Here is a 24,059-nt window from a genome sequence, read left to right as displayed (position 1 = left end):
GCAGCACGTCACTCAGGCTCGGCCTGTTGTCTGGCTCCTGCCGCTCGCGGGCTCGCGGGCTCGCAGCACGTCGCTCAGGCTCTGTCTGCTGTCGGGCTCCTGCCGCTCGCAGGCTCGCAGCACGTCGCTCAGGCTCTGCCTGCTGTCGGGCTCCTGCCGCTCGCAGGCTCGCAGCACGTCGCTCAGACGACGAGGACCTCGCAGTCGGCGGAGAGCAGGAGCTTCTGGACCGTGAGGCCCAGCAGATGGCGGGCGAGCTCGCGGTGACGGCGCACGCCCAGCACCAGCAGCTCAGCCTTCTCCTCCTCCTGCACCCTCAGCAGCACATCGGCGATGTCGTCGTCGGTGGTCTCCTGGCGGAACTCCACCCGGACATTGGCGCCGCGCATCTGATCGCGGGCGATCTCACGATGCTGCTCGTCGGCGTGGCGGGGATCGTCGCCGACCCCCTCGCGCAGCACGTTGACCACGATCAGCGGCCCACCCCGCTGCTCCGCTTCGTCGCGGGCTGCGGCCAGCGCCTTGAAACCCACCTCAGTGGGGATGAATCCGACGACGACGGCCATCTGCTCTCCTCGGGTGCGGTCCGGGCGGCGGCCGCCTCTCGGTGTGCGCGGCCTGGCCAGATCCTACTTGTCTCAGGACGGTGGGCGGCGGGACTGCGGTGGATCGAGGTCCGGGGACCGGCGAGACCGCGCGGGATGCATGGCGTCGATGCGGAGGGTGATGCGGGGGAGGCCCGGGGTTCCGGTGCCTATGCGCGACGCTGGCCGGAGAGCTTCTGGATCTCGTCCATGATCCGGGCGTTGAGCAGCCGGCGCCGCACGCCCTTGGACGCGGTGGGGTCGATGTCCTCGAGCTGGATCGGGGCGCCGATCCGCACGGTGATGGCGCCGCGGTGGGGAAGCAGGCGGGAGAACATGTGCTGGGTGCCCTTGAGCCCGACGGGGATCACGGGGCAGCCGGACTCGACGGCGAGCCAGGCCGCACCCTGCTTCCCGGGGTGCAGCAGACCGTCCCGGGAGCGGGTGCCCTCGGGATAGATCGCGAAGCCGTCGCCATCGCGGAGGATGCTGAGGCCGGCCTGAAGGGCGCCCTTCCCGGAGGACATGGCCTCGCGATCCACCGGCACCGCCTCGACGGCCTCGAAGAACCAGTGCAGGATGCGCCCGCGGATCCCCTTCTGGGTCCACAGGGTGTCCTTGGCGACGAAGCGGATCTGCCGAGGCAGCACGACGGGCAGCACGAAGCTGTCGATGTTCGCGAGATGGTTGGAGGCGATCACGAAGCCGCCCTCGCGCGGGACGTTCTCGAGCCCGGAGACCCGAGGGTTCCACAGGAGCTTGACGAAGGGCCGCGAGATGCCGCGGGCACCGAAGTAGAAGCGTCGTGCCACCAGATCCTCCTGAGACGTGCTGAGTCGCGTCCTACGATAGACCTGGTCCGACAGCTCCTGCGACGACCACCGCGTGAGCTCTGTCCCTGCTCCTGGCCCTGCGCCGCAGGTCGCGCCGGGGGTGCGGCTCGGCCCGGCATCACCGGGGTGTGGTAGAACAGGCGTGCGCTGCCTGCCGTCCGGGGCGCGCTGTCGGAACGGCCCGGCGCCCGCCGAGGAGCCCGCGGAGCTGCCGCCGACCCCGTCCGAGCCCGAGGAGCCAGTCGATGCCCAAGACCCTGAACATTGCCGTGATCGGCGCCGGAACCATGGCCCAGGCCGTGCACCTTCCGGTGCTGCGCAGGCGGTGGGACCGTTTCACGGTCGCCGCGCTGGTGGACCACTCGCCGCGTCGTCGCCGCGAGTCCTCCGAAGTGTGGGGGATCGAGGAGGACAAGCGCTACGAGACCGTCGCGGATCTGATCTCGGCGGTGCGCGCCAAGACCCTCACGATCGATGCCGCCCTGCTGTCCACCGACGGTCTGCATGTGGAGGACCTGCTGACGCTCATGCGCCGCGGCATCCCGGTGCTGGTGGAGCCCCCGGTGGGCTTCTCCGCCGACGAGGTCGAGCAGGTCGCCGGCTTCGAGCGGATGACGGGTCGGCGCCTGCTGATGATGGCCTATCCGCAGCAGTACGACGACTCCGTGACCCGCATGTCCGAGCACATCCCCGCCAAGGATCTGCGGATGGTGGACCACGAGGTGCTGATGCCCGCGAGCCAGCCGCTGTTCGGCAGCGCCCACGTGACCACGGCCTCGTACGATCTGCCCACCGAGGTGCGCTCGCAGCGTCGCAAGGCCCTCCAGGCCGCGGTCGAAGCCGGAGCGGGTGGCGGCGCCACCCAGCGCGACCGCGACCTCTACGTCAAGGGTCTGCTGACGGGCGTGGCCCATCAGATGGCGGTGATCGAGGCGGCCTACGGCCCGATCGCGCGCCTGGTCGCGGTGCGGCACTGGCCCAAGGGAGTGATCCCCGGATCGATCGAGCTGCTCGGCGAGCTGGACGGCGGGGCCCAGGTGCGCCTGGTGTGGCATTACCTGCCGTTCTCTCCGGAGTACTCCGAGAGCGTGCAGGTGCTCTCCGCGAGGCGGCGGATGCGCGTGGAGCTGCCCGCCCCCTCGCACAGCGACGTCCGTTCGACGGTCTCCCTGCGGGAGAAGAAGTCGGGCGTGGTCCAGGAGACCTCGACCACGGCACCCAAGGGGGCGGTGGAGCTCATGTGGGAGGCCTTCCACGCCTTCGTGGACAAGGGCACGCAGCCGGTCTCGGGTGCTGCCGAGGCGGCTGCCCAGGTGAAGCTGCTGCGCGAGGTGCTCTCGAGCATCGTCGGCGCGGACGGCCGCAGCCTCGAGGCGGACGAGGACGCCGATGACGAGGCACCGGAAGGCGAAGGGCCCGAGCTGGCTGTCGCCGGCGGCGCAGCCGCCGAGGGTGAACCCGAGCTGATCGTGGAGATCACCGATCCCGCAGCGGAGCCTCCGGCGGCCGGCACGGCTGAGGACGATCCGGCGACGGCCGACATCGACGTGGAGTCGAGTGCGCCCGACGAGGTGGCAGAGCCCCTGGCGGACGCGCAGGGCGGGGAGATCGTCGATGTGTGGCGCCTCAGCGAGGATCCGTCGGCCGACGGCACCGCGGCTGACGGTCCTGCGACGGGCATTCCCGCGACGGACGGTCCTGTGACGGACAGTCCTGCGGTCGACGCCCCGACATCGACGGCTCCCACCTCGGAGGGGCCGCGACCCTGACCGCGAACGAGAGCTGAGAACCCCTGCCGCCCACTGGGCCGCGGGGGTTCTCGCATCCGGGGCCAGAACGTCAGCGGGGCCGTCCGGCTGCCGCGGGTGACGACACGCGGAGGCGGAGCGCCCGGACCCGCCGCCGACACGCCGAGCCCGCCGTCTCCACACGCCGAGCCCGTCTCCACGACACGCCGAGCCCGCCGTCACGACACGCCGACGACACGCCCACCTCACCCCTCGGCTCACCCGGGAGCTAGCTCACGTCAGTGCCCTGCGAAGGGCCCCGGGCCGCGGCGTCATCCACCGCGGGAACGGGCTGTCAGCCCCCTCGTCCACACTGCACTGTGCACGCATCCTCGGCTTTCGTGCGTGGCCGCACCGCTCCGTCCCCAACCCTGTCGATCTGTCCACAGTCCATCAACAGTCGATTGTGGATGACAGTGTTGTAACTCAGTACATCTTGTGGTCGTCGCGCCGAGACACCACTAGGTGTAGTGTTGACGTAGTCGCACCGCACCGGGTCTCCGGGAGTCGGGCGGCGCACCGGAAGTCACCGTTGCGCCCCTGATCCACAGTTCCGGAGCGTGGCGGCCTGGTCCTTCGGACCTCCCCCGGACAACCCGTGAAGCTCCAGTCCTGCGCCGCGGCGCGGCGCTCGTGAAAGGCCCCTCCCTTGGACATCACCGTGTACTCGAAGCCCCTCTGCGTCCAGTGCGATGCGACCAAGCGCGCCCTGAACAAGGCGGGCGTCGCCTACGACGTCGTCGACATCACCGAGGATGCCGAGGCGCTGGCGAAGGTCAAGTCGCTGGGCTACGTCCAGGCGCCGGTCGTCATCACCGCGCAGGACCACTGGTCCGGCTTCCGCCCCGACAAGATCAAGACCCTCGTGAGCGCTGGCGCGCAGCGCCAGGCCACCGCCATCTGATCGGGCCCGGAGGCGTCGGCGTGTCGAATCTCGTCTACTTCTCCTCGGTGTCCGGCAACACCAAGCGCTTCGTCGAGAAGCTCGGGATGCCGGCGCGCCGGGTCCCGCTCTATCCCCGGGATGAGCACCTCGTCGTCGACGAGGACTTCGTCCTGGTGGTCCCGACCTACGGAGGGGGCAACGGACACGGTGCCGTCCCCAAGCAGGTCATCAAGTTCCTCAACGACGAACGCAATCGGAAGCACATCCGTGGCGTGATCGGTGCGGGGAACACCAACTTCGGGGAGGCCTACTGCGTGGCCGGCGACATCATCGCCCGCAAGTGCGGGGTCCCCCATATGTACAAGTTCGAACTGTTCGGCACTCCGCGCGATGTGACGCGGGTCCACGACGGATTGGAAGAGTTTTGGCGACACTGACCGAGATCCCCCCGGTCGAGCACAACAGGCGGCTCGACTACCACGCGCTGAACGCGATGCTGAACCTGTACGGACCGGATGGGAAGATCCAGTTCGACAAGGACCGTGAGGCGGCGCGGGAGTACTTCCTGCAGCACGTGAACCCCAACACCGTCTTCTTCCACTCGCTGCGCGAGAAGATGGACTATCTGGTCGAGAACAAGTACTACGAGCCCGAGGTCCTCGAGCAGTACGACTTCTCGTTCATCGAGTCGCTCTCGGAGCAGGCCTTCGCCAAGAAGTTCCGCTTCCCGACCTTCCTCGGTGCCTTCAAGTACTACACCTCGTACACCCTGAAGACGTTCGACGGCGAACGGTACCTCGAGCGCTTCGAGGACCGTGTGGTGATGGTCGCCCTGGGTCTGGCCCGTGGTGACGAGCAGCTCGCCCGTAACCTGGTCGACGAGATCCTCGACGGACGCTTCCAGCCGGCGACCCCCACCTTCCTCAACGCCGGCAAGGCACAGCGCGGAGAGCTCGTCTCCTGCTTCCTGCTGCGCATCGAGGACAACATGGAGTCGATCGGCCGCTCGATCAACTCCGCCCTGCAGCTGTCCAAGCGCGGCGGCGGCGTGGCCCTGCTGCTCTCGAACCTGCGGGAGTACGGTGCGCCGATCAAGCACATCGAGAACCAGTCCAGCGGCGTGATCCCCGTGATGAAGCTGCTCGAGGACTCCTTCTCCTACGCGAACCAGCTCGGAGCCCGCCAGGGCGCCGGTGCGGTGTACCTCAACGCCCACCACCCGGACATCCTGCGGTTCCTGGACACCAAGCGCGAGAACGCCGACGAGAAGATCCGCATCAAGACCCTCTCCCTCGGTGTGGTCATCCCCGACATCACCTTCGAGCTCGCCAAGAAGAACGAGCCGATGTACCTGTTCTCCCCGTATGACGTGGAGCGCGAGTACGGCAAGCCCTTCGCGGACGTCAACGTCTCCGAGGTCTACCGGGAGATGGTCGACAACCCGAACATCTCCAAGAAGAAGATCCAGGCGCGTGACTTCTTCCAGGTCCTGGCGGAGATCCAGTTCGAGTCCGGCTACCCGTACATCATGTTCGAGGACACCGTGAACCGGGCAAACCCCATCGCCGGCAAGGTCACGCACTCCAACCTGTGCTCGGAGATCCTGCAGGTCTCGACCCCGTCGACCATGAACGTGGATCTGACGTACGAGGAGATGGGCCGGGACATCTCCTGCAACCTGGGCTCGCTGAACATCGCCAAGGCGATGGACTCGCCGAACTTCGCCCAGACCATCGAGACGGCCATCCGTGGCCTCACCGCGGTCTCGGACACCTCGGACATCGACTCCGTGCCGACCATCGCCGAGGGCAACCGCAAGTCCCACGCCATCGGCCTGGGACAGATGAACCTGCACGGCTACCTGGCGCGCGAGCGGATCTTCTACGGCTCTGACGAGGGCCTGGACTTCACCAACATGTACTTCTACTCGGTCACGTACCACGCCATCAAGGCGTCGATGCGGATCGCGAAGGAGCGCGGGGTGAAGTTCTACGACTTCGAGAACTCCAAGTACGCCACCGGCGAGTACTTCTCCAAGTACATCGACAAGGCGTGGGAGCCCCGCACGGAGAAGGTGCGGGCGCTGTTCGCCGAGTCCAACGCCCACCTGCCCTCGCAGGAGGACTGGAAGCAGCTGCGTGACGAGGTCGCGGAGCACGGCATGTACAACGCCTACCTGCAGGCCGTCCCGCCGACCGGTTCGATCTCGTACATCAACAACTCCACGAGCTCGATCCACCCCATCGCCTCCCAGATCGAGATCCGCAAGGAGGGGAAGATCGGCCGGGTGTACTACCCCGCCCCCTACCTCACCAACGACAATCTCGAGTACTTCCAGGATGCGTACGAGATCGGCTACGAGAAGATCGTCGACACCTACGCCGAGGCCACCCAGCACGTGGACCAGGGCCTGTCGCTGACGCTGTTCTTCAAGGACACCGCCACCACGCGCGACATCAACAAGGCGCAGATCTACGCCTGGCGCAAGGGCATCAAGACCCTCTACTACATCCGCCTGCGGCAGATGGCGCTCGAGGGCACCGAGGTCGAGGGCTGCGTCAGCTGCATGCTCTGATCTCGTGAGCGGCACCCGCTGAGGTGCCACCACAGACGCCGACGGGCGGGTCTCCCCTGGGGGAGGCCCGCCCGTCGGCGTCGTGGTGAGTGCGGCGCCGGGCTCAGCGGCTCCTGTGCTGCTGCCGGGAGCCCTCGTCCCCGCGCAGCGCGACGCTGAGCCCGGAGAGGGCGCCGTACAGCACCCCGGCCACCGGCCAGATCACCCAGCTGATCCCCCAGTCTCCGGACAGGAAGCTCCACGCCAGATAGATCGCGAACATGACCGGCCAGTAGACCACGGCCACCACGCGGACCACCGGGCTCTCGCTGTGCTCAAGGGAGTTGTCCGCATCCTTCTCCTGGAGCAGCGTGTTGGTCGCGGCGTCGGCCCAGCCCGCACGGGCGATGATCGCAAGGCCCAGCGCCACGATCACCAGCGTCCCGCTCACCCCGTACAGCACGGCGGAGGAGTCTCCGTCGATGAGCAGTGCGGTGAGAAGGGTGGGCAGAGCGCTGAGGATCCACAGGGTGATCGCGACGGCGGCGGCGAGGATCGTGGCACGGCGGCGCTCGCGCCTGACCTCCCGGGCGTAGCTGCGCACCTGCGCGGTGAGGGCGAAGTCCCCTTCGTCGATGTCCTCGAAGTCGCTGAGTCGTGCATCTCGCGCCATCATCAGCAGCAGGCCCAGGCTCACCATCACCAGCACTGCCGTGAGGCCGATGCCGATCGCCCAACCACCAGGCTCACCCTGGGAACCGGGGGTGGCGGCGATGAGCAGCAGCAGCGGCGCCGCGCAGAGCACGAACATGGCCAGGCCGGTGGCGGGCATCTACTGGGAACCGCGCACAGCGCTGACATAGGCGCGGGCGCGATCGAGGTCGAGCGGTGCAGCCGGTGGTGCGGCGGGTGCGGCGGCGGCGCGGCCCAGCTCGGCGTCGATGCCGAGCACCGGGGCGACCTCCTCGAGGGTGCCGAACTCGGCGATCACCTGCCCGACGGCCTGGGACTCGGTGAGGCCGTCCTCGATCAGGCCCTGCTGCTTGTCCTCCATCATGGCGCGCAGCTCAGTCCTGGCCTCCCGCAGGCGGGTGGATGTGGGGTAGGGGGCGAAGAGGGTGTCCAGATAGGAGTCGATGACGTTCACGAGGCGTCCTTTCCTTCCGTGAAGTGGTCCACGAGTGCTCGGGTGCTGCGCCATTCCTCGCGCTTGACGCCGAGCTGGTCGAGGCCGTCGGGGGTGAGCCTGTAGTAGGTGCGCGGCTTGCCGCTGGGGGAGGCGTCCTCATAGCTGTCGAGGAGGCCCTGGGACTGCAGCCGCTTGACCGCGGTGTAGAGGGTGGTCTGTTTGATGACGTACTCGCCGCGGGAGCGACCGGTGATCGTCTTGGAGATCTCGTAGGCGTACGAAGGCTGCGTCTCCAGGATCGCGAGCAGGATCAGATCGATGTGCCCGCGGATGGCGTCGGCTCCGATCACCTCGGCTCCTCTCGTTTTGGGGGTGGTGCGCGGCGGGCCGGTGACGGGTGCGGACGGGTGCACCTCCCCAGACGTCGACGGCAGGCCGGCTCGCCGCGTTACTGCGCATACCGTACTACGGCAGGCGTAGTACGACAAGGGGAGTATGGCGGGTCTTCGGTCGGGACTTCGGTCCCGAAGGGTGTGGTGACGGGGTGGGGAATTCACTAGCCCTTGTGTCGTCGGCGCGTCGCGACCACTAGATGTTGTGGTTCTTTCCTAGCGTGAGCTCACCGCCTTCACCAGCGACCGCCTCCCGGCTCCAGCCCCGAGGTCTCTCCCCGCCCCACCCCTCACCTCTCAGGAGAGAACCCATGACCGCGACCGCACCCACACCCACGTCCCCCGGAGCTTCTGCTGCGTCCCTCCCCGTCGAGGTGCCGGCGCGGCATCTCGTCGACCCCGTCGCGACCGTCACCGAGTACGTGGAGCGCTCGGACTGGCGGGTCAACGCGAATGCGAACCAGGGATACTCCGTGGGCGGGCTGATCCTCAACGCCGCCGGCAAGGTGATGGCCAACCACTGGCTGGATGAGGTCTTCAGCCCGGAGGCCGGCCGTGCCCACCGTGAGGGGGACCTGCACATCCACGACCTCGACATGCTCACCGGCTACTGCGCCGGCTGGTCGCTGCGGGCTCTGCTCGAGGAGGGCTTCAACGGGGTCGCGGGCGCGATCGGCTCGCGCCCGCCACGGCACTTCTCCTCGGCCTGTGGGCAGATCGTGAACTTCCTGGGCACCCTGCAGAACGAATGGGCGGGGGCCCAGGCGTTCAGCTCCTTCGACACCTATATGGCGCCCTTCGTGCGCCTGGACTCGATGTCCTACGAGCAGGTGCGACAGCACATGCAGGAGCTGATCCACAACCTCAACGTCCCCAGCCGCTGGGGCTCCCAGTGCCCCTTCACCAACCTCACCTTCGACTGGACCTGCCCCACGGATCTGTGCGAGCAGCGCCCGCTGATAGGCGGCGAGGTCCAGGACTTCACCTACGGCGAGCTGGGAGCCGAGATGGATCTGATCAACCGCGCCTATCTCGACGTGATGACCGAGGGGGACGCGGACGGCCGCGCCTTCACGTTCCCGATCCCGACCTACAACATCACCGAGGACTTCGACTGGGACTCGGACAACGCCGAGGCGCTGTTCGTGATGACCGCGAAGTACGGGCTGCCCTACTTCCAGAACTTCCTGAACTCGGACCTCGACCCCGGCATGATCCGTTCGATGTGCTGCCGGCTCCAGCTGGATCTGCGCGAGCTGCTCAAGCGCGGCAATGGCCTGTTCGGCTCCGCGGAGCTCACCGGATCGATCGGGGTGGTCACCGTGAACATGGCCCGGCTCGGCCACCTCCACGCCGGGGACGAGCCGGCGCTGATCGCGGCGCTGGACCACCTGCTGGACCTGGGACAGGACACTCTGGAGCGGCGCCGTGCCACCGTGCAGGAGCTGATGGACTCCGGGCTCTACCCGTACACCAAGCGGTACATGGGCCACCTCGGCAACCACTTCTCGACCCTCGGCGTGAACGGCATGAACGAGATGCTCCGGAACTTCACCGGCGACCGCCTCGACCTCATGACGGAGGAGGGGCAGGCGATGTGCCTGCGGATCCTCGATCACGTGCGCGAGCGGATGGTCGAGTTCCAGGAGGCCACCGGGAATCTCTACAACCTCGAGGCGACCCCCGCCGAGGGCGCCACCTACCGCTTCGCGAAGGAGGACCGTGCCCGCTTCCCGGGGATCCTCACCGCGGGCACGGCGCAGAACCCGTATTACACGAACTCCTCGCAGATCCCCGTCGGCGCGACCGAGGATCCCTTCGAGGCGCTCGAGCTGCAGGAGGAGCTGCAGGCGAAGTACACCGGCGGCACCGTGCTGCACCTCTACATGAACGAGGCGATGAGCTCCGCAGAGACCTGCAAGGAGCTGGTGCGACGGGCGCTGACCCGCTTCCGCCTGCCGTATCTCACCGTCACCCCGACCTTCTCGATCTGCCCCACCCACGGGTATCTCTCGGGGGAGCACCTCGAGTGCGGGCGCTGCGGTCAGGTCTGCGAGGTGTGGACGCGGGTGATGGGCTATTTCCGTCCCGTGACGTCCTTCAACATCGGCAAGAAGGGCGAGTACGCCGAGCGCACCTTCTTCACCGAGCAGGCCGCGACGGTGGGGAGCAGCCTCGCGTGAGCACCGCTCAGCTCGGGGCACCGGACCTGCAGATCGCCGGTCTGGTGCCTCTGTCCACCGTTGACTGGCCCGGACGTCTGGTGGCGACCGTGTTCTGCCAGGGCTGTCCCTGGGCCTGCACCTACTGCCACAACAGGGCGATCCTCGATCCCGCGACCCCCGGGAGGGTGGCCTGGTCCCAGCTCGACACCCTGCTCTCCCGCCGCCACGGCCTGCTGGACGCCGTGGTGTTCAGCGGGGGAGAGGCGACCTCTCAGCATGCCCTGGTCCCGGCAGCGGCCCGGGTGCGGGAGGTCGGCTACGCGGTGGGTCTGCACACCGGCGGCGCCTATCCGTCACGGCTGCGCACCCTGCTGGGCCTCGACCGCGACGGGAACCGGGTCTCGGCGCCGCTCGTGGACTGGGTCGGCTTCGATGTGAAGGCCGCTCCCGGCGGCTACGACGCCCTCGTGCGCCGGGGTGGGGCCTGGCGGAAGGCAGAGCAGTCCCTGGGCATGCTGCTGGCCTCCGGTGTCGACCACGAGCTGCGCATGACCGTCACCCCCGCGCTGCAGGCCCAGGTGCCGCAGGTGGTGCGAGCCGTCGCGCGGGCCGGCGGTGGTGCGCTCGTGCTGCAGCGGGCACGACCTGACGGCACCGACGCCGACTTCGCCGCACAGCTGGGACACGTCACCGACTGGGTGGAGCGCTTCGAGCTGACCGCCCGGGCCGCCCTGCGCCGGGGTGAGGTCGAGGGGGTGCTGATCACCACCCGCGCCTGAGCCCTCGCTCGTGCAGGTGCCCTGGCGGGCATCTGCACGAGCGAGGAGGCTCGCCTACGATGTGAAAGCGAGCACCGCTCGACGTCGCCGCTGCACCCCGGGCGCGACACCCTTCCCCTTCCTCCCCAAGGAGTCCCTCATGGATGAGTTGAACCTCGTCATGAACTGGGAGCTCGGCACCGGCGGGCTGCTGATCCTGGCCACCGCCGCCGTCGCCGTGCTGCTGGTCATGATCATGGCGTTCAAGATCCACGCCTTCCTGGCCCTGATGATCACCTCGATCGGCACGGCGCTCATCGCCGGCATCGCCCCCGGCAGCCTCATGGATGCCCTCGGCTTCGGATTCAACTCCACGCTCGGCAACGTGATGCTGCTGGTCGCGCTCGGCGCGATGCTGGGGCGGATGATCGAGACCTCCGGCGGTGCACAGCTGCTCGCCGACCGGATGATCGACCTGGTCGGAGAGAAGCGGGCCGGCCTCGGCCTGTCGCTCGCCAGCCTGCTGATGGGCTTCCCCATCTTCTTCGACGCCGGCCTCGTGGTGATGCTGCCGATCATCTACGCCGTCGCCCGCCGCGTCGGCGGATCATTCCTGGCCATCGCCCTGCCCTCGGCGGTCGCCTTCAGCGCGATGCACATCTTCGCCCCGCCCCACCCCGGCCCGGTGGCCGCCTCCACCATCGTCGGCGCCGACATCGGCCTGGTGATGCTCGTCGGAATCGTGTTCGCCGTGATCATCTGGTACCTGGTCGGCACCCTGCTGGCCCCGCGACTGGGCATGCGCCTGGACGTCCCGATCCCCACGATCCTCGACAGCACGTCGGAGAAGACCGGCTTCGAGTCGAACCCGCGGGTGAGCACGATCATCAGCCTGCTGATCCTGCCTCTGCTGCTGATCCTGCTCAACACCGGGCTGAACACCGTCGGCGCCGCACGTCCCGATTCGGAAGCGTTCCTCGCCGACCCGGTCGTCTCCGGACTGCGCCTGGTGGGTGAGACTCCGGTCGCGCTGCTGATCACCGTGGTGGTCTCGATGTTCGTCCTCGGCTGGGGAGCGGGCAAGAAGGGCAACCTGATCGAGAAGATCACCGACTCCGCCCTGGGGCCGATCTGCTCGGTCGTGCTGGTCACCGGTGCCGGAGGCATGTTCGGCGGTGTGCTGCGCGTGACCGGGATCGGTGATGCGGTCGCCGGATCGCTCAACGACATCGGACTGCCGGTGATCGTGGCCGCCTTCCTGATCGCCCAGATCGTCCGCATCGCCCAGGGCTCGGCCACCGTGGCGCTGACCACGGCGGCATCGCTGATGGTGGGCGTGATCGCCGCCAGCGACTTCTCCCAGCTCCAGATCGTCGCGATCGTGATGGCGATGTCCGCCGGCTCGGTGGGCTTCTCGCACGTCAACGACTCGGGCTTCTGGCTGGTCAGCCGATTCTTCGGGATGGACATGAAGCAGACCCTGTCCACCTGGACCCTGATCCAGGGCGCGATGGCGATCGTCGGCTTCGGCCTGTCGCTGGTGCTCTTCGGCATCGCCTCCGCGATCGCCTGAGATCACGTCACGCCGCACCTCGCCATCGCCACCCCAGAATCCGATGTGGTGTCCCTTCCCACCGATGCCGGGGACTGTCGGGGCCCCGTCAGCGGCTCCCACTGCCTAGACTGGCCGGGACTGAACCCCCGAGATTTCTGACAGTGAGGCTGCGGTGAAAGACCACCTGAACGCGACGATCCAGGCCATCAACTGGAACCGGATCCCCGATCCCAAGGATCAGGAGGTCTGGGACCGCCTGACCGGCAACTTCTGGCTGCCCGAGAAGGTCCCGCTGTCCAACGACATCCAGTCCTGGAGCCGACGTTCCTCCGACGAGCAGACGATGGCCATGCACGTGTTCACGGGGCTGACCCTGCTGGACACGGTGCAGGGCACCGTCGGCGCGATCTCCCTGATCCCGGATGCGGTCACCCCTCACGAGGAAGCGGTGTACACGAACATCGCGTTCATGGAGTCGGTGCACGCGAAGTCCTACAGCCAGATCTTCTCGACCCTCGCCAGCACCAAGCAGATCGACGAGGCCTTCGAGTGGGGCGCGACCAACCCGCAGCTCCAGAAGAAGGCTCAGATCATCATGGGCTACTACGAGGGCGATGATCCGGAGAAGCGGAAGATCGCCTCGGTGCTGCTGGAGTCGTTCCTGTTCTACTCCGGCTTCTACCTGCCGATGCGCTATTCGAGCCACGGCGAGCTGACCAACACCGCCGACATCATCCGCCTGATCATCCGTGACGAAGCAGTCCACGGCTACTACATCGGGTACAAGTACCAGAAGGCCATCGAGAAGTTCTCCGCCGAGCGCAAGGCCGAGCTGAAGGACTACACCTTCTCGCTGCTGCTGGAGCTCTACGAGAACGAAGAGGTCTACACCGAGGATCTCTATGACGCCGTCGGCTGGACCGAGGACGTCAAGGTCTTCCTGCGCTACAACGCCAACAAGGCGCTGATGAACCTCGGCTACGAGGGTCTGTTCCCGCAGGACGCGGTCCAGGTGAACCCGGCGATCCTCTCCGCGCTGTCCCCGAATGCCGACGAGAACCACGACTTCTTCTCCGGCTCGGGCTCCAGCTACGTGATGGGCAAGGCTGTCGAGACCGAGGACGACGACTGGGACTTCTGAGTCCCTCAAAACAGGACGGGCCGGGCGATCACGCCCGGCCCGTCCTGCATGTTGATGTTTCCGAAGGCAGGCGCATTCGCAGGAGGGCGTGGCATGAACGCACAGCTCGACGCCGCCGGGCTCGCCCATCTCCACCGCGCGGAGGAGGATGCGGACGCGATCCTGCGCGACCGCGTCGCCGCCCTGCTCGAGCTCCCGCCGACGGACATCCTGGTGGGCCGCTCCTGCCCGCGCTGCGGCTCCTCCGAGCACGGCCGCCCCTGGGCGCGGGCGCGCGGTCGGCGGGACGAGGTGCCGGTGAGCCTCACCCGCTGCGGGGAGCACCTGATGACGGCAGTGGATGCGCCGGGCACCGGACGGCTCGGCATCGACCTTGAAGCGGTCGCCGCCGTCTCGCGTGGCTGGGACCCCGCGCTGGTGCTGCATCCGAGCGAGCCCGACCCTCACGCCCCGGAGGAGCGGGCCGCGGTCTGGGCCCGCAAGGAGGCGGTGCTCAAGGCGCTCGGAACCGGCCTGGCCACCGAGATGAGTGCGCTCCGCCTGGGCGACTTCGCGGTCAGGGATCTGCGTGCACCGCCCGGCCACGTCGCCGCCCTCGCCCGCCACTGAACGCCCCGACACTGGACGCCCCGACACTGGACGCGCCGGACACCGCGCGCTCCCGCCTCACGCGCTCGCAGGCACCGGGCATGCGGGCAGCTCGGTCTCGAACAGCCACGGCGTCAGCAGTGCGGCGGCCTCTTGACCGGCTGCACGTCGCACGTGCGCGAGGAACATCTCGGTGGTCACGTTGCCGCCGCGGTGCTCCGCGAGCCAGTCGGAGACCAACGCGAAGAAGCGCTCCTCCCCGAGATGCAGGCGCAGAGCATGCACGGTCAGCGCCCCGCGCTTGTAGATGCGGTCATCGAACATCAGGTCCGGGCCCGGGTCGGAGAGCAGCAGATCGTCCTGGGGGAGCTCTGCCAGCAGTGCGTGATGCTTGTCCACCTCGGCCTGCACGCTCGACACGCCTGACTCCTCGGCCCACAGCCACTCGCAGTAGCAGGCGAATCCCTCGTGGAGCCAGATGTCCTGCCAGCGCTGGAGCGTGACCGAGTTGCCGAACCACTGATGGGACAGCTCGTGCGCGATCAGCCGCACGCTCTCCCACTCGGTGTCCACGAAGTTGCTGCCGAAGGTCGAGAGCCCCTGGGACTCCAGCGGTATCTCGAGCTCGTCCGCGGTGATCACCGCGGTGTAGGAGGAGAAGGGGTAGTCCCCGAACAGTCCGGCGAAGAAGGTGAGCATCTCGGGCTGCGCGTCGAACGAGCCCTGGAGATCGGCGGCGCTCAGCTGCGGCGGGGCGATGGTGCGCACCGGCACCGGGGCACCGGCATGCTCGAGCGTCCGGTAGCGGCCGATCTGGACGGTGGCGAGGTAGGTCGCCATCGGCACCGTCTGCTCGTAGGACCAGGTGACGGCGTTGCCCTTGCGGCTCTTGCCCTGCAGCTCCCCGGAGACGGCGACGGTGTAGTCCGGCGGCGCCGAGAGCGCGATCGTGTAGGTCGCCTTGTTGTCGGGGCGGTCGTTGCAGGGGAACCAGGTGGGGGCGCCATGCGGCTGCGCGGCGACGATCACCCCGTCCTCCAGCTCCTCCCAGCCGGCGGACCCGAGGTGCCGGGTGGAGACCGGGCTCGGTGTGCCGGAGTACTTCACCCGCACCGTGAGCTCCGCACCAGGGGCGAGGGGGAGCTTCACCGCGAGCCGTCCGCGCAGGTGGGTGAAGCGCTGCGCACGACCGTCGACGAACACCTTCTGGGGATGCAGGCCGTAGAGGTCCAGGTGGAGAACGTCGGTCTCCTCCAGGACGCGGCAGGACAGGGTCGCGTCCCCCTCCAGCCGATTGCCCTCGACCTTGTAGGCGATCTTCAGGTCGTAGTGGAGCACCTCGAAGCTCTCGTCCCCGTGCCGCGGGACGTACGGATCGCTGCCTGCGTGGAGTGCTGCGCTCATGCGTCGTCCTCGTCTTCCCAGGGGCCGATGGGGTTGCCCGTCCAGCGGGTGCCGGGCGGGACTCGTTCGCCCCGCATCACCAGGGAGACGGGGCCGACGGTCGCGTGCCGGTCGATCGACGCGGCAGGCAGGATCACACCGCCGGGACCCAGGGTCGCACCCTCGCCCAGCGTCACGGTGTCCATGCTCAGCACCCGGTCCTGGAAGAGATGGGTCTGGACCACGCAGCCGCGGTTGATGGTGGCCCCCGCGCCGAGGGTGACGAGGTCCGTCTCCGGAAGCCAGTACGGATCGCACCAGACGCCCGGGCCGATCTTCGCCCCGAGCAGCCGCAGCCACAGGTTCAGAGCCACGGTGCCGGAGGTGACGTTCGCGAACCAGGGCGCGGCGAGCACCTCGGTGAAGGTGTCGGCCAGCTCGGAGCGCCACACGTAGGGCGTGAACAGGGCGTGCTCGCCCGGGCGATGCGTGCCGATGATCAGCCACTTCGCCACGACCGTGATGCCGGCGGCCAGCACTCCGGCCGCGAGCAGCACCGGACCGCCGAGGATCAGCGCGGCCACCACGCCCCAGGTGCCCTGCAGCAGCAGGGCGAACAGCGCCGCGCCGACCGCGACCGGGAGCAGCAGAGCCAGCAGCAGGGGCACGATGCGGCCGGTCTCGACCAGCCCGCGCTGGACCAGCAGCCGGCGCGGCGGATCGTAGGTGAGGGAGGAGTCGTGATCGTCCTCGGTGCGGCGCAGCTTGCGCGGCGGGCTGCCCAACCATGACGTGCCGGCCTTCGCGGTCTTCCGCCGCGGCGCGGCCGAGAGCACCGCGACCAGGGACTGCTTGGGGACCTTGCGTCCGGCGGCGAGCATCCCGGAGTTGCCGACGAAGGCGCGCTTGCCGACCTTCACGTGCTCCACCCGGATCCAGCCGCCGCCCAGCTCGTAGGCGCCCACCAGGGTGTCGTCGGCCAGGAAGGAGTACTCGCCCACCTGCACCAGGGACGGGATCAGCAGCACGGTGGAGACCTCCGCACCCTTGCCCACCTTGGCCCCCAGCAGGCGCAGCCAGAGCGGGGTGAGTGCCCCGGCATAGATCGGGAACAGCCAGGTTCGGGCCTCGTCGAGCAGGCGCAGCGTGCCCCAGATGGACACCCCGGCCGCGGAGCGGACGGGATGGTGGCCAGGCCGGATCGCGAGCGCCATCAGCCTGGTCAGCACCACGACCATCACCATCAGCGCACCGAATCCTGCCAGTGCCGCGAGCGGCAGCCAGGGCAGAGCGGCCAGCACCGCCGCGCCGAAGCTGTCGGTGCCGTGCACGGCCGGCAGCAGCACCGCCGCACCGATCAGCATCGCCACCACCGGCAGCGCGGCGATCAGGAGGGAGAGCGCGGCGAAGCTCAGCAGCCAGAGCGGGCGGCGCCGGGGCGCGTCGGTGGACCAGGGCCCGCGGGCCTTCGCCTGACGCTCGGCGGGGGAACCGGACCAGAACTCGCCGGCCGGCACGGTGCCGAGCACGGCGGAGCCGGGTGCGATCTCCGCCTCCCGCCCGATCGACGCGCCGGGGCCGAGCATGCTGCGGGCGCCGATCCGGGCCCGCTTGCCGATCTGGACCTGTCCGATCCGCAGCCGGTCGCCGTCGATCCAGTAGCCGGCCAGATCGACTTCGGGCTCGATCGAGGCACCGCTGCCGATCTCCAGCATCCCGGTGAGGGGCGGCAGGGTGTGCAGGTCCACGTCCTGGCCGAGGCGTGCCCCGAGCAGACGGGCGTACAGCGGGAACCAGGCGGCACCGGCGAGATTCGTCGCCCCGAGCTCCTCCTGGATCTTCTCCGCCAGCCACAGCCGCAGGTGGACACGGCCGCCGCGGGGATAGCTCCCCGGTCGCACCTCGCGCAGCAGCAGCCGGGCCAGCAGTGCGGCGAGCAGCATCCGGCCGGGCGGCAGCAGCATCACCACGGCCAGCGGGATCACCAGCCACAGCGGGAAGGCGACCAGCCAGGGCAGGTCGGTGAAGGCCGCGCCCACGGTGGAGGCGAGCATCAGCCAGGTGCTCCAGCGCAGCGCCGCGAGCGCCCGCAGCGGCACCAGCGCGAGCAGCTGGGCGATCTGGGTGCGCCGGCGCACGGGCGCGACAGTGCGGTCGCTCGCGACCGTTGATGCGCCCATCCCGTCGAGATGAGCGGCGAGCCCGGCGAGGGTGGAATGGGCGTAGACATCGCCGACGGTGAGCGCGGAATGCTTCTCCCGCAGCCGGCTGACGACCTGCGCGGCGGTGAGCGAGCCACCGCCGAAGTCGAAGAAATCGTCCTTGCCGGAGGTGGCCTCGGCGCCGAGCACCTCGCCCCAGATCTCCGCGATCCAGGCGGCGGTGCCGGACAGCGCCGCCGAGGGCTCGCCGCGGCGGGCGAGCGGCCAGGGCAGCGCGTCGCGGTCGATCTTGCCGGAGGTGCGGGTGGGCAGCTCGTCGACCACGGCGAGACGCGGCACCAGAGCGGCGGGCATCCGCTGGCGCAGCAGGCCCTTCGCGATCTCGGCGTCATAGCCCGCATCGATGGTGAGATAGCCGACCAGGAGCTTGTTCCCGGACTTCGTGGAACGCACGGCCGCGGCGGCACCGATCACGCCGGGCACTCGCAGCAGCTGGTCGTCGATCTCGCCGAGCTCGATGCGGCGCCCGCCGAGCTTGATCTGATCGTCGGCGCGGCCCGCGAACAGCAGCCCCGCGGGGTCATTGCGCACGATGTCGCCGGAGCGGTAGGCGCGATCCCAGCCGAGCGTCGGCATCGCGGCGTACTTCTCGGCATCCTTCTCGGGGTCGAGATAGCGGGCCAGGCCCACCCCGCCGATGATCAGCTCGCCGGACTCTCCCACGGCGACCGGAGTGCCCTCGGCGTCGACGACCGCGAGATCCCAGCCGTCCAACGGCAACCCGATCCGCACCGGATCGGTGCCGTCGAGCAGCGCTCCGCAGGCCACGACGGTCGCCTCGGTGGGACCGTAGGTGTTCCACACCTCGCGGCCGGGGGCCTGCAGGCGGACGGCGAGCTCGGGCGGGCAGGCCTCCCCGCCCATGATCAGCAGCCGCACCTCGGTCAGCGCGCTGTCCGGCCACAGGGAGACCAGGGTGGGCACAGTGGAGACGATGCTGATCCGGTTGGCGGCGAGCCAGGGGCCGACGTCCACGCCCGAGCGGACCAGCGAGCGCGGTGCGGGCACCAGGCAGGCACCGTACGCCCAGGCCAGCCACATCTCCTCGCAGCTGGCGTCGAAGGCGACGGAGAGCCCGGCCATCACCCGGTCTCCGGGAGCGATCGGTGCGTCCTGGAGGAACATCCGCGACTCGGCCTCCACGAAGGCCGCCGCGCCGCGGTGTGAGACCGCGACCCCCTTGGGCTTCCCGGTGGAGCCGGAGGTGAAGATGACCCACGCGTCGTCCCCGGGCTCGACCTCGCGCTGCGGTGCGGGCTCCGTCGTGGCAGCGGGGGCGTCCTCCGCCCGAGCACCGGTGGGAGTGATGACCAGGTCGTTGCCGATCACGGCGACTGAGGCGGACTCTTCGAACACCACGCGGGCGCGCTCGTCGGGATCGTCCGCGTCGACCGGGACATAGGCGGCGCCGGCGACCAGGATGCCGAGGATCGCGACGTACAGATCGGTGGTGCCGGACTTGATCCGCACCCCCACCTTGTCTCCGGGGCCCACCCCGTGCTCGGCGAGTCGGGCGGCGACCTCGGTCGCCGCCTCGTCCAGCTCGGTGTAGGTCAGGGTCTCCAGGCCGCTGTCCACCGCCGGGGCGTCACCGTTGGTGGCGACGACGTGCCGGAAGATCCCCACGAGGGTGTTGGGGGCGGGGGCGCGCTCGCCGGCGAGCAGCTCGGGCAGCAGGGCAGGGGAATCGGTCACCGGACGATCATTCCCCATCGAGGTGACCAGCAGGGGGCCGGGGAGCGACGAACACGGGGGGACTCACTGCGCGAACCCCTCAGCGTCGAGACCCTTAATCGACACGCACGGACCACATGGTCGCTCCTGTGACCTGGACATATGCGCAGCCTCCACGGAAATGCTCGGAATGTGCTCCACAATGGGTGGGCAAGCACCCTTCTCTTCCCCAAAGAATGGACTGACACTCATGGGCCTCATCGGACTCATCATCTCCTGGATCATCATCGGCGCGATCATCGGCCTCCTCGCACGGGCCGTCATGCCTGGCAAGCAGGCCATGAGCCTCGGCATGTCCATCGTGCTCGGCGTCATCGGCGCGATCGTCGGCGGCTTCATCGGTGCACTGCTGGGTGGCGACGGCATCAGCGGCATCATGAGCAACCCCTGGAGCATCGGCACCATCCTGCTGGGCATCGTCGGCGCGATCATCGTCATGGCCATCTACGGCCTCGCGACCAAGGGCCGCGCCTGATCTCCTGACGTGTGCGCCTGAGCGCCACCTCGTCGACGGCGCCATCCCGGGTATCCCGGGGTGGCGCCGTTGTCATGCGTCTGCCCGGCCTCGCAGCCCCCGCGGCGCCCGCTGCGCCCCGCATGCCCAGTGGTCAGAGCGGGACGTCGGCCGCGCGCCGACCCGCGTCCTCGACGGCGCGTCGCCCGGAGGACCAGCGGGCGGTGTCCGCGGTGAGCTCGTCGAAGTCCTCCGGGGCGACCAGCACCGTCAGCAGCGCGCTGCGTGCGGAGTACTGCGTCGGCTCGACCGCAGCGCCCCGGGCGGCGGCCCATATCCGCACGGCGTTCTCCGCGATCCCGACCTCCGCCGGAGGCACCTCGATCTGCGCGACCACCAGCTCGGTGCGGCGCAGCAGGGTCGCCGCCATGACCGCCTGCTCGACGCCGGCGGTGTAGGCGCGCACCAGCCCGCCCGCACCGAGCTTCACCCCGCCGAAGTAGCGGATCACGATTGCGAAGGTGTCCACCAGTCGTGCATGCAGCAGGGACTGCAGCATCGGCATCCCCGCCGTCCCGGCCGGCTCGCCGTCGTCGTTCGAACGGTGCATCTCCGCCCGCTGCGCCGTCTCGCCCAGCACCAGGGCGGTGCAATGGTGGCGCGCATCAGGGTGCTGTGCCCGAGCCGCTCGCAGCAGGGCATCGGCCTGCTCGACCTCCTCGACACGGTGCAGCCGGGTGAGGAATCGGGAGCGCTTCTCGACCAGCTCGGTCTCGACATCGGCGGCGAGGACGAGGGGATCAGGCATGGTGATCAGTCTAGGCGGCGGGGGAGAAGCCTTGCGGAGCTCTGCCGGGCGGGCGATAGCCTGATCCCGTCGCCCCCGAGACCGCCCAGGAGCTCCTCATGACCCAGCCTCCCTCGCAGCAGCCGTCACCCGGCCCGCTGTCCCCCCGGCACGGTGTCCCCGCGCAGGGCGGCATACCCTCCCCGGGCGCGCCCGGACCCCAGGGCTCCGGCCCTCAAGGCGGCTTCTCCGCACGCCAGGGCGGCTCCACCGCCCCGGCCAAGAAGCCATCCAGAGTGCCGAAGGTCCTGATCATCCTCGGCTCGGTGATCCTCGCCCTCAGTGTGATCATCGGCCTGGTGCTGGCGATCATCGGCATCGGCGGCGCTGCGGGCAGTGCGGGGGCGCTCACGCACTTCGACGACGGAGTCGCCCACATGGAGATCGAGGCCGACGAGACGCTCCAGATCTATGTCGAGGAGGGCACGGCCGTACCGAGCTGCACCATCGAGGGCCCCTCCGAGGATGCCGTCGGCGAAGGCAGCTCGCAGAACAGCAGGATCGGCACCGGAGACGCGAACTGGGTCTCGGTGGATTCCTTCACCGCGAACGAGGCCGGCGAGTACTCGATCGACTGCGGCGGCACGCCGATCGCGGTCGGACCTCCCGTCTCGATCGGCGGCATCTTCGCCGGCATCGGAGGGATCTTCCTGGGCATCGGTGGTGGGGCGCTCGGCTTCCTGCTGCTGGCGATCGGTGTGGTCCTGCTGATCATGCGCAGGAGCAGGGCATGAGCACCCAGGATCACGCCGTCCTCCCTTTCCCCCTCGCGGCTGGTGAGTCACTCGTGCGCAGCGGCGGCGCGAACATGCAGCGCGGCGCCGAGACGGCCGGTGGGAAGCTGTTCCTCACGACGGAGCGTCTGGTGTTCGTCGGCCATGCGTTCAACGTCCGGTCGGGTCCCTCGGAGGTGCCGCTCGCGCTGATCGCCGAGGTGGGCACCGCCTGGACGAAGCTGCTCGGGGTGATCCCGCTGATGCCGAACTCGATCGCGGTCACCTTGCGCGACGGCACGGTGCTGAGTTATGTGGTCACCGGTCGCACGTCGTGGATCGAGGCGATCGCGCAGGCCCGTGGCGGGGGAGTGCACGCCGGCTGAACCATCACGCCCGCACGACTGGGCACCGCCCGCACGACGGGGCATCGCCCGCACGACAAAACGGGGCCCGGCAGGATCGATGATCCTGCCGGGCCCCGTCCTCGTGCGAGGCGCTGAGCTCAGGCGTCCTCGGTGATCAGCGGGTACACGCCGTTCTCGTCGTGGACCTCGCGGCCGGTGACCGGCGGGTTGAACACGCACACGCAGCGGATCTCCTTGCGGACCCGCACCTTGTGCTTGTCGTGGTCGTTGAGCAGGTACAGGGTGCCCGGCGCGAGCTGGTGCACCTCACCGGTGGCCAGGTCCTCGATCTCGCCCTCACCATGGGTGATGAAGACGGCCTCGATGTGGTTGGCGTACCAGAAGTAGCTCTCGGTGCCCTCGTAGAGGGTGGTCTCGTGGACGGAGAAGCCCACGCCCTCCTTGGCCAGGATGATGCGCTTGGAGCGCCAGGTGTCCGACTGGATGTCGGCGTCGGTGCCTTCGACCTCGGCGAGCGAGCGAACGAGCATGGTGGTGTCCTTCCGGTGGATGGTCCAGGGGCAGGGGTTCTGCGCCGGCGCGTGGTGCCCGGCGCAGGCCGTCGGCCCGCCCTCAGGTGCAGGCGGGCCGACGGAAGAGCGGTCTCAGGCGGCGAGCGCCTCGTCGACGGCGGACTCGATGATGTCGAGGCCCTTGGCGAGCAGCTCATCGGGGATGGTCAGCGCCGGCAGCAGCTTGACGACCTCGTCGGAGGGGCCGGAGGTCTCCACCAGCAGGCCCTCCTCGAAGGCGCGGGCCGCGATCTTCCCGGCGATCTCACCATCGGGCATCTGCAGGCCGCGGGCGAGGCCGCGACCCTTGACGATCAGCTCATGATCGATGTGCTTGGCGGCGATGCGGTTGAAGCGGCTCTCCACGTAGGCGCCCTTGGCGATGGTCGACTGCTCGAGCTCGTCATCGCTCCAGAACAGATCGATCGCCTTGGTGGCGGTCGCGAAGGCGGGGCCGAAGCCGCGGAAGGTGCCGTTGTGCTCGCCGGGCTCCCAGATGTCGAGCTCGGGCTTGATCAGGGTGAGCGCGAGCGGGTGGCCGTAACCGCTGATCGACTTCGAGAGCGTCACCATGTCCGGCTCGATCCCGGCCTCCTCGAAGCTGAAGAACCCTCCGGTGCGGCCGCAGCCCATCTGGATGTCATCGACGATCAGCAGGATCTCGTGCTTCTTGCACAGCTCGGAGAGGCCGCGCAGCCAGTCCGCGCGGGCGGCGTTGATGCCGCCCTCGCCCTGGACGGTCTCGACGATCACGGCGGCGGGCTTGTTCAGGCCGCTGCCGTCGTCGGTGAGCAGGGCCTCGAGGTACATGAAGTCAGGGACGACCTGGCCGAAGTAGTCGTCGAACGGCATCGGGGTGGCGTGCACCAGGGGGATCCCGGCGCCTCCGCGCTTCATCGAGTTGCCGGTGACGGACAGAGCGCCGAGCGTCATGCCGTGGAAGGCGTTGGTGAAGCTGATGACGGACTCGCGCCCGGTGACCTTGCGGGCCAGCTTCAGCGCGGCTTCGACGGCGTTGGTGCCGCCGGGGCCGGGGAAGGAGACCTTGTAGTCGAGCCCGCGGGGCTTCAGGATCTTCTCATCGAAGGTCTGCAGGAACTCGCGGCGGACGTCGGTGAACATGTCCAGGCCATGCACGACCCGGTCCTCGAGGTAGTGGTCGATGACGACCTTCTTGAGCTCGGGGTGGTTGTGCCCGTAGTTCATCGTGCCGGCACCGGCGAAGAAGTCGATGTACTCGCGGCCGTCCTCACTGGTGAGCACGGAGCCCTTGGCGTGGGTGAACACGGCGGGCCAGCCGCGCGAGTAGCTGCGGACGCCGGACTCGAGCTCAGTCGGGTCGACGGTGGGGGCGCTGACCTCGTCGGTCAGCTCGGGCTTCGCGGTGGTCTCGGTCGGTGCAGTCATGGTCATGA

General features: G+C 69.0%; 22 protein-coding genes. 12 read left to right on the top strand and 10 right to left on the bottom strand.

The features are described 5' to 3' along the window. Positions 1–182 precede the first annotated feature (182 nt). Positions 183–566 carry a universal stress protein gene (locus Q0937_RS01815; protein ID WP_299299105.1) on the bottom strand — a complete coding sequence of 128 codons (384 nt, stop codon included), beginning with the start codon at positions 564–566 and terminating at the stop codon, positions 183–185. A gap of 188 nt (positions 567–754) precedes the next feature. Next, the gene (locus tag Q0937_RS01810) at positions 755–1,396 is read right to left on the bottom strand and encodes a 1-acyl-sn-glycerol-3-phosphate acyltransferase (RefSeq protein ID WP_299299103.1); all 642 of its coding nucleotides are present in this window, start codon (positions 1,394–1,396) and stop codon (positions 755–757) included. 266 nt (positions 1,397–1,662) lie between these two features. Here Q0937_RS01810 and Q0937_RS01805 point away from each other — a divergent pair, with 266 nt between their 5' ends. The 4 genes from Q0937_RS01805 to nrdE all read left to right on the top strand — a co-directional run bounded on the left by Q0937_RS01805 (position 1,663) and on the right by nrdE (position 6,665). Beyond that, complete coding sequence (locus Q0937_RS01805) at positions 1,663–3,186, top strand: Gfo/Idh/MocA family protein (protein WP_299299101.1); 1,524 nt, start codon at positions 1,663–1,665, stop codon at positions 3,184–3,186. Positions 3,187–3,853: 667 nt separating this feature from the next. Continuing rightward, a complete protein-coding gene (gene nrdH / locus Q0937_RS01800; protein ID WP_299299100.1) occupies positions 3,854–4,108 on the top strand; it encodes a glutaredoxin-like protein NrdH in 255 nt (84 codons plus the stop codon). A 20-nt stretch (positions 4,109–4,128) separates the two neighbouring features. Continuing rightward, complete coding sequence (nrdI, locus tag Q0937_RS01795; RefSeq protein ID WP_299299098.1) at positions 4,129–4,527, top strand: class Ib ribonucleoside-diphosphate reductase assembly flavoprotein NrdI; 399 nt, start codon at positions 4,129–4,131, stop codon at positions 4,525–4,527. A 5-nt stretch (positions 4,528–4,532) separates the two neighbouring features. Continuing rightward, positions 4,533–6,665, top strand: coding sequence for a class 1b ribonucleoside-diphosphate reductase subunit alpha (nrdE, locus tag Q0937_RS01790; protein ID WP_299299628.1), 2,133 nt, complete (start codon positions 4,533–4,535; stop codon positions 6,663–6,665). Between the two features lie 103 nt (positions 6,666–6,768). Here nrdE and Q0937_RS01785 read toward each other — a convergent pair whose 3' ends face one another. Genes Q0937_RS01785 through Q0937_RS01775 form a run of 3 tightly spaced genes read right to left on the bottom strand, consistent with a single transcriptional unit; the run spans position 6,769 to position 8,123 of the window. Beyond that, positions 6,769–7,476 carry a hypothetical protein gene (locus Q0937_RS01785; RefSeq protein ID WP_299299096.1) on the bottom strand — a complete coding sequence of 236 codons (708 nt, stop codon included), beginning with the start codon at positions 7,474–7,476 and terminating at the stop codon, positions 6,769–6,771. Beyond that, positions 7,477–7,791 (bottom strand): permease prefix domain 1-containing protein, encoded by a 315-nt coding sequence (locus tag Q0937_RS01780; protein WP_299299094.1) that lies wholly within the window; start codon positions 7,789–7,791, stop codon positions 7,477–7,479. Next, entirely contained in the window at positions 7,788–8,123 is a 336-nt protein-coding gene (locus Q0937_RS01775) for a PadR family transcriptional regulator (RefSeq protein WP_299299093.1), read from the bottom strand. The genes Q0937_RS01780 and Q0937_RS01775 overlap by 4 nt, the downstream gene beginning before the upstream one ends. Positions 8,124–8,476: 353 nt before the next feature. Here Q0937_RS01775 and Q0937_RS01770 point away from each other — a divergent pair, with 353 nt between their 5' ends. The 5 genes from Q0937_RS01770 (at position 8,477) to Q0937_RS01750 (ending at position 14,393) form a co-directional block, all read left to right on the top strand. Continuing rightward, the gene (locus Q0937_RS01770) at positions 8,477–10,348 is read left to right on the top strand and encodes a ribonucleoside triphosphate reductase (protein WP_299299091.1); all 1,872 of its coding nucleotides are present in this window, start codon (positions 8,477–8,479) and stop codon (positions 10,346–10,348) included. Next, entirely contained in the window at positions 10,345–11,109 is a 765-nt protein-coding gene (locus tag Q0937_RS01765; RefSeq protein ID WP_299299089.1) for an anaerobic ribonucleoside-triphosphate reductase activating protein, read from the top strand. The genes Q0937_RS01770 and Q0937_RS01765 overlap by 4 nt, the downstream gene beginning before the upstream one ends. Before the next feature lie 139 nt (positions 11,110–11,248). Continuing rightward, positions 11,249–12,661 carry a GntP family permease gene (locus tag Q0937_RS01760; RefSeq protein ID WP_299299087.1) on the top strand — a complete coding sequence of 471 codons (1,413 nt, stop codon included), beginning with the start codon at positions 11,249–11,251 and terminating at the stop codon, positions 12,659–12,661. 154 nt (positions 12,662–12,815) lie between these two features. Beyond that, the gene (nrdF, locus tag Q0937_RS01755) at positions 12,816–13,784 is read left to right on the top strand and encodes a class 1b ribonucleoside-diphosphate reductase subunit beta (protein WP_299299085.1); all 969 of its coding nucleotides are present in this window, start codon (positions 12,816–12,818) and stop codon (positions 13,782–13,784) included. 93 nt (positions 13,785–13,877) lie between these two features. After that, on the top strand, positions 13,878–14,393 hold the full coding sequence (locus Q0937_RS01750; RefSeq protein ID WP_299299083.1) for a 4'-phosphopantetheinyl transferase superfamily protein: 516 nt from the start codon (positions 13,878–13,880) through the stop codon (positions 14,391–14,393). Between the two features lie 57 nt (positions 14,394–14,450). On the opposite strand, the gene Q0937_RS01745 is transcribed toward Q0937_RS01750, so the two are convergent. Continuing rightward, a complete protein-coding gene (locus tag Q0937_RS01745) occupies positions 14,451–15,776 on the bottom strand; it encodes a M1 family metallopeptidase (RefSeq protein ID WP_299299081.1) in 1,326 nt (441 codons plus the stop codon). After that, a complete protein-coding gene (locus Q0937_RS01740) occupies positions 15,773–19,690 on the bottom strand; it encodes a Pls/PosA family non-ribosomal peptide synthetase (RefSeq protein ID WP_299299079.1) in 3,918 nt (1,305 codons plus the stop codon). Before Q0937_RS01740 ends, Q0937_RS01745 begins: the two co-directional genes overlap by 4 nt. A 211-nt stretch (positions 19,691–19,901) precedes the next feature. Between Q0937_RS01740 and Q0937_RS01735 the strand changes: the two genes are divergently transcribed. After that, complete coding sequence (locus Q0937_RS01735; RefSeq protein WP_299299077.1) at positions 19,902–20,186, top strand: GlsB/YeaQ/YmgE family stress response membrane protein; 285 nt, start codon at positions 19,902–19,904, stop codon at positions 20,184–20,186. A gap of 133 nt (positions 20,187–20,319) precedes the next feature. On the opposite strand, the gene Q0937_RS01730 is transcribed toward Q0937_RS01735, so the two are convergent. Further along, on the bottom strand, positions 20,320–20,973 hold the full coding sequence (locus tag Q0937_RS01730) for a YigZ family protein (RefSeq protein WP_299299075.1): 654 nt from the start codon (positions 20,971–20,973) through the stop codon (positions 20,320–20,322). 98 nt (positions 20,974–21,071) lie between these two features. Here Q0937_RS01730 and Q0937_RS01725 point away from each other — a divergent pair, with 98 nt between their 5' ends. Together Q0937_RS01725 and Q0937_RS01720 are read left to right on the top strand one after the other, a co-directional pair. Continuing rightward, the gene (locus Q0937_RS01725) at positions 21,072–21,746 is read left to right on the top strand and encodes a hypothetical protein (protein ID WP_299299073.1); all 675 of its coding nucleotides are present in this window, start codon (positions 21,072–21,074) and stop codon (positions 21,744–21,746) included. Continuing rightward, positions 21,743–22,111, top strand: a complete 369-nt coding sequence (locus tag Q0937_RS01720; RefSeq protein WP_299299071.1) for a hypothetical protein — start codon at positions 21,743–21,745, stop codon at positions 22,109–22,111. The genes Q0937_RS01725 and Q0937_RS01720 overlap by 4 nt, the downstream gene beginning before the upstream one ends. A 119-nt stretch (positions 22,112–22,230) precedes the next feature. Here the strand turns inward: Q0937_RS01720 and Q0937_RS01715 are convergent, their stop codons facing one another. Together Q0937_RS01715 and ectB are read right to left on the bottom strand one after the other, a co-directional pair. Further along, positions 22,231–22,623 carry an ectoine synthase gene (locus Q0937_RS01715; RefSeq protein ID WP_299299069.1) on the bottom strand — a complete coding sequence of 131 codons (393 nt, stop codon included), beginning with the start codon at positions 22,621–22,623 and terminating at the stop codon, positions 22,231–22,233. A 114-nt stretch (positions 22,624–22,737) separates the two neighbouring features. Then, positions 22,738–24,057, bottom strand: a complete 1,320-nt coding sequence (gene ectB / locus Q0937_RS01710; protein ID WP_299299068.1) for a diaminobutyrate--2-oxoglutarate transaminase — start codon at positions 24,055–24,057, stop codon at positions 22,738–22,740. Between the last annotated feature and the right edge of the window lie 2 nt (positions 24,058–24,059).

The sequence above is a fragment of the uncultured Brachybacterium sp. genome (assembly GCF_947500705.1).
Classification (GTDB): domain Bacteria; phylum Actinomycetota; class Actinomycetes; order Actinomycetales; family Dermabacteraceae; genus Brachybacterium.
The sequence above is the reverse complement of the archived record's forward strand: the minus strand, read 5'-3'. Positions and strand labels throughout refer to the sequence as shown.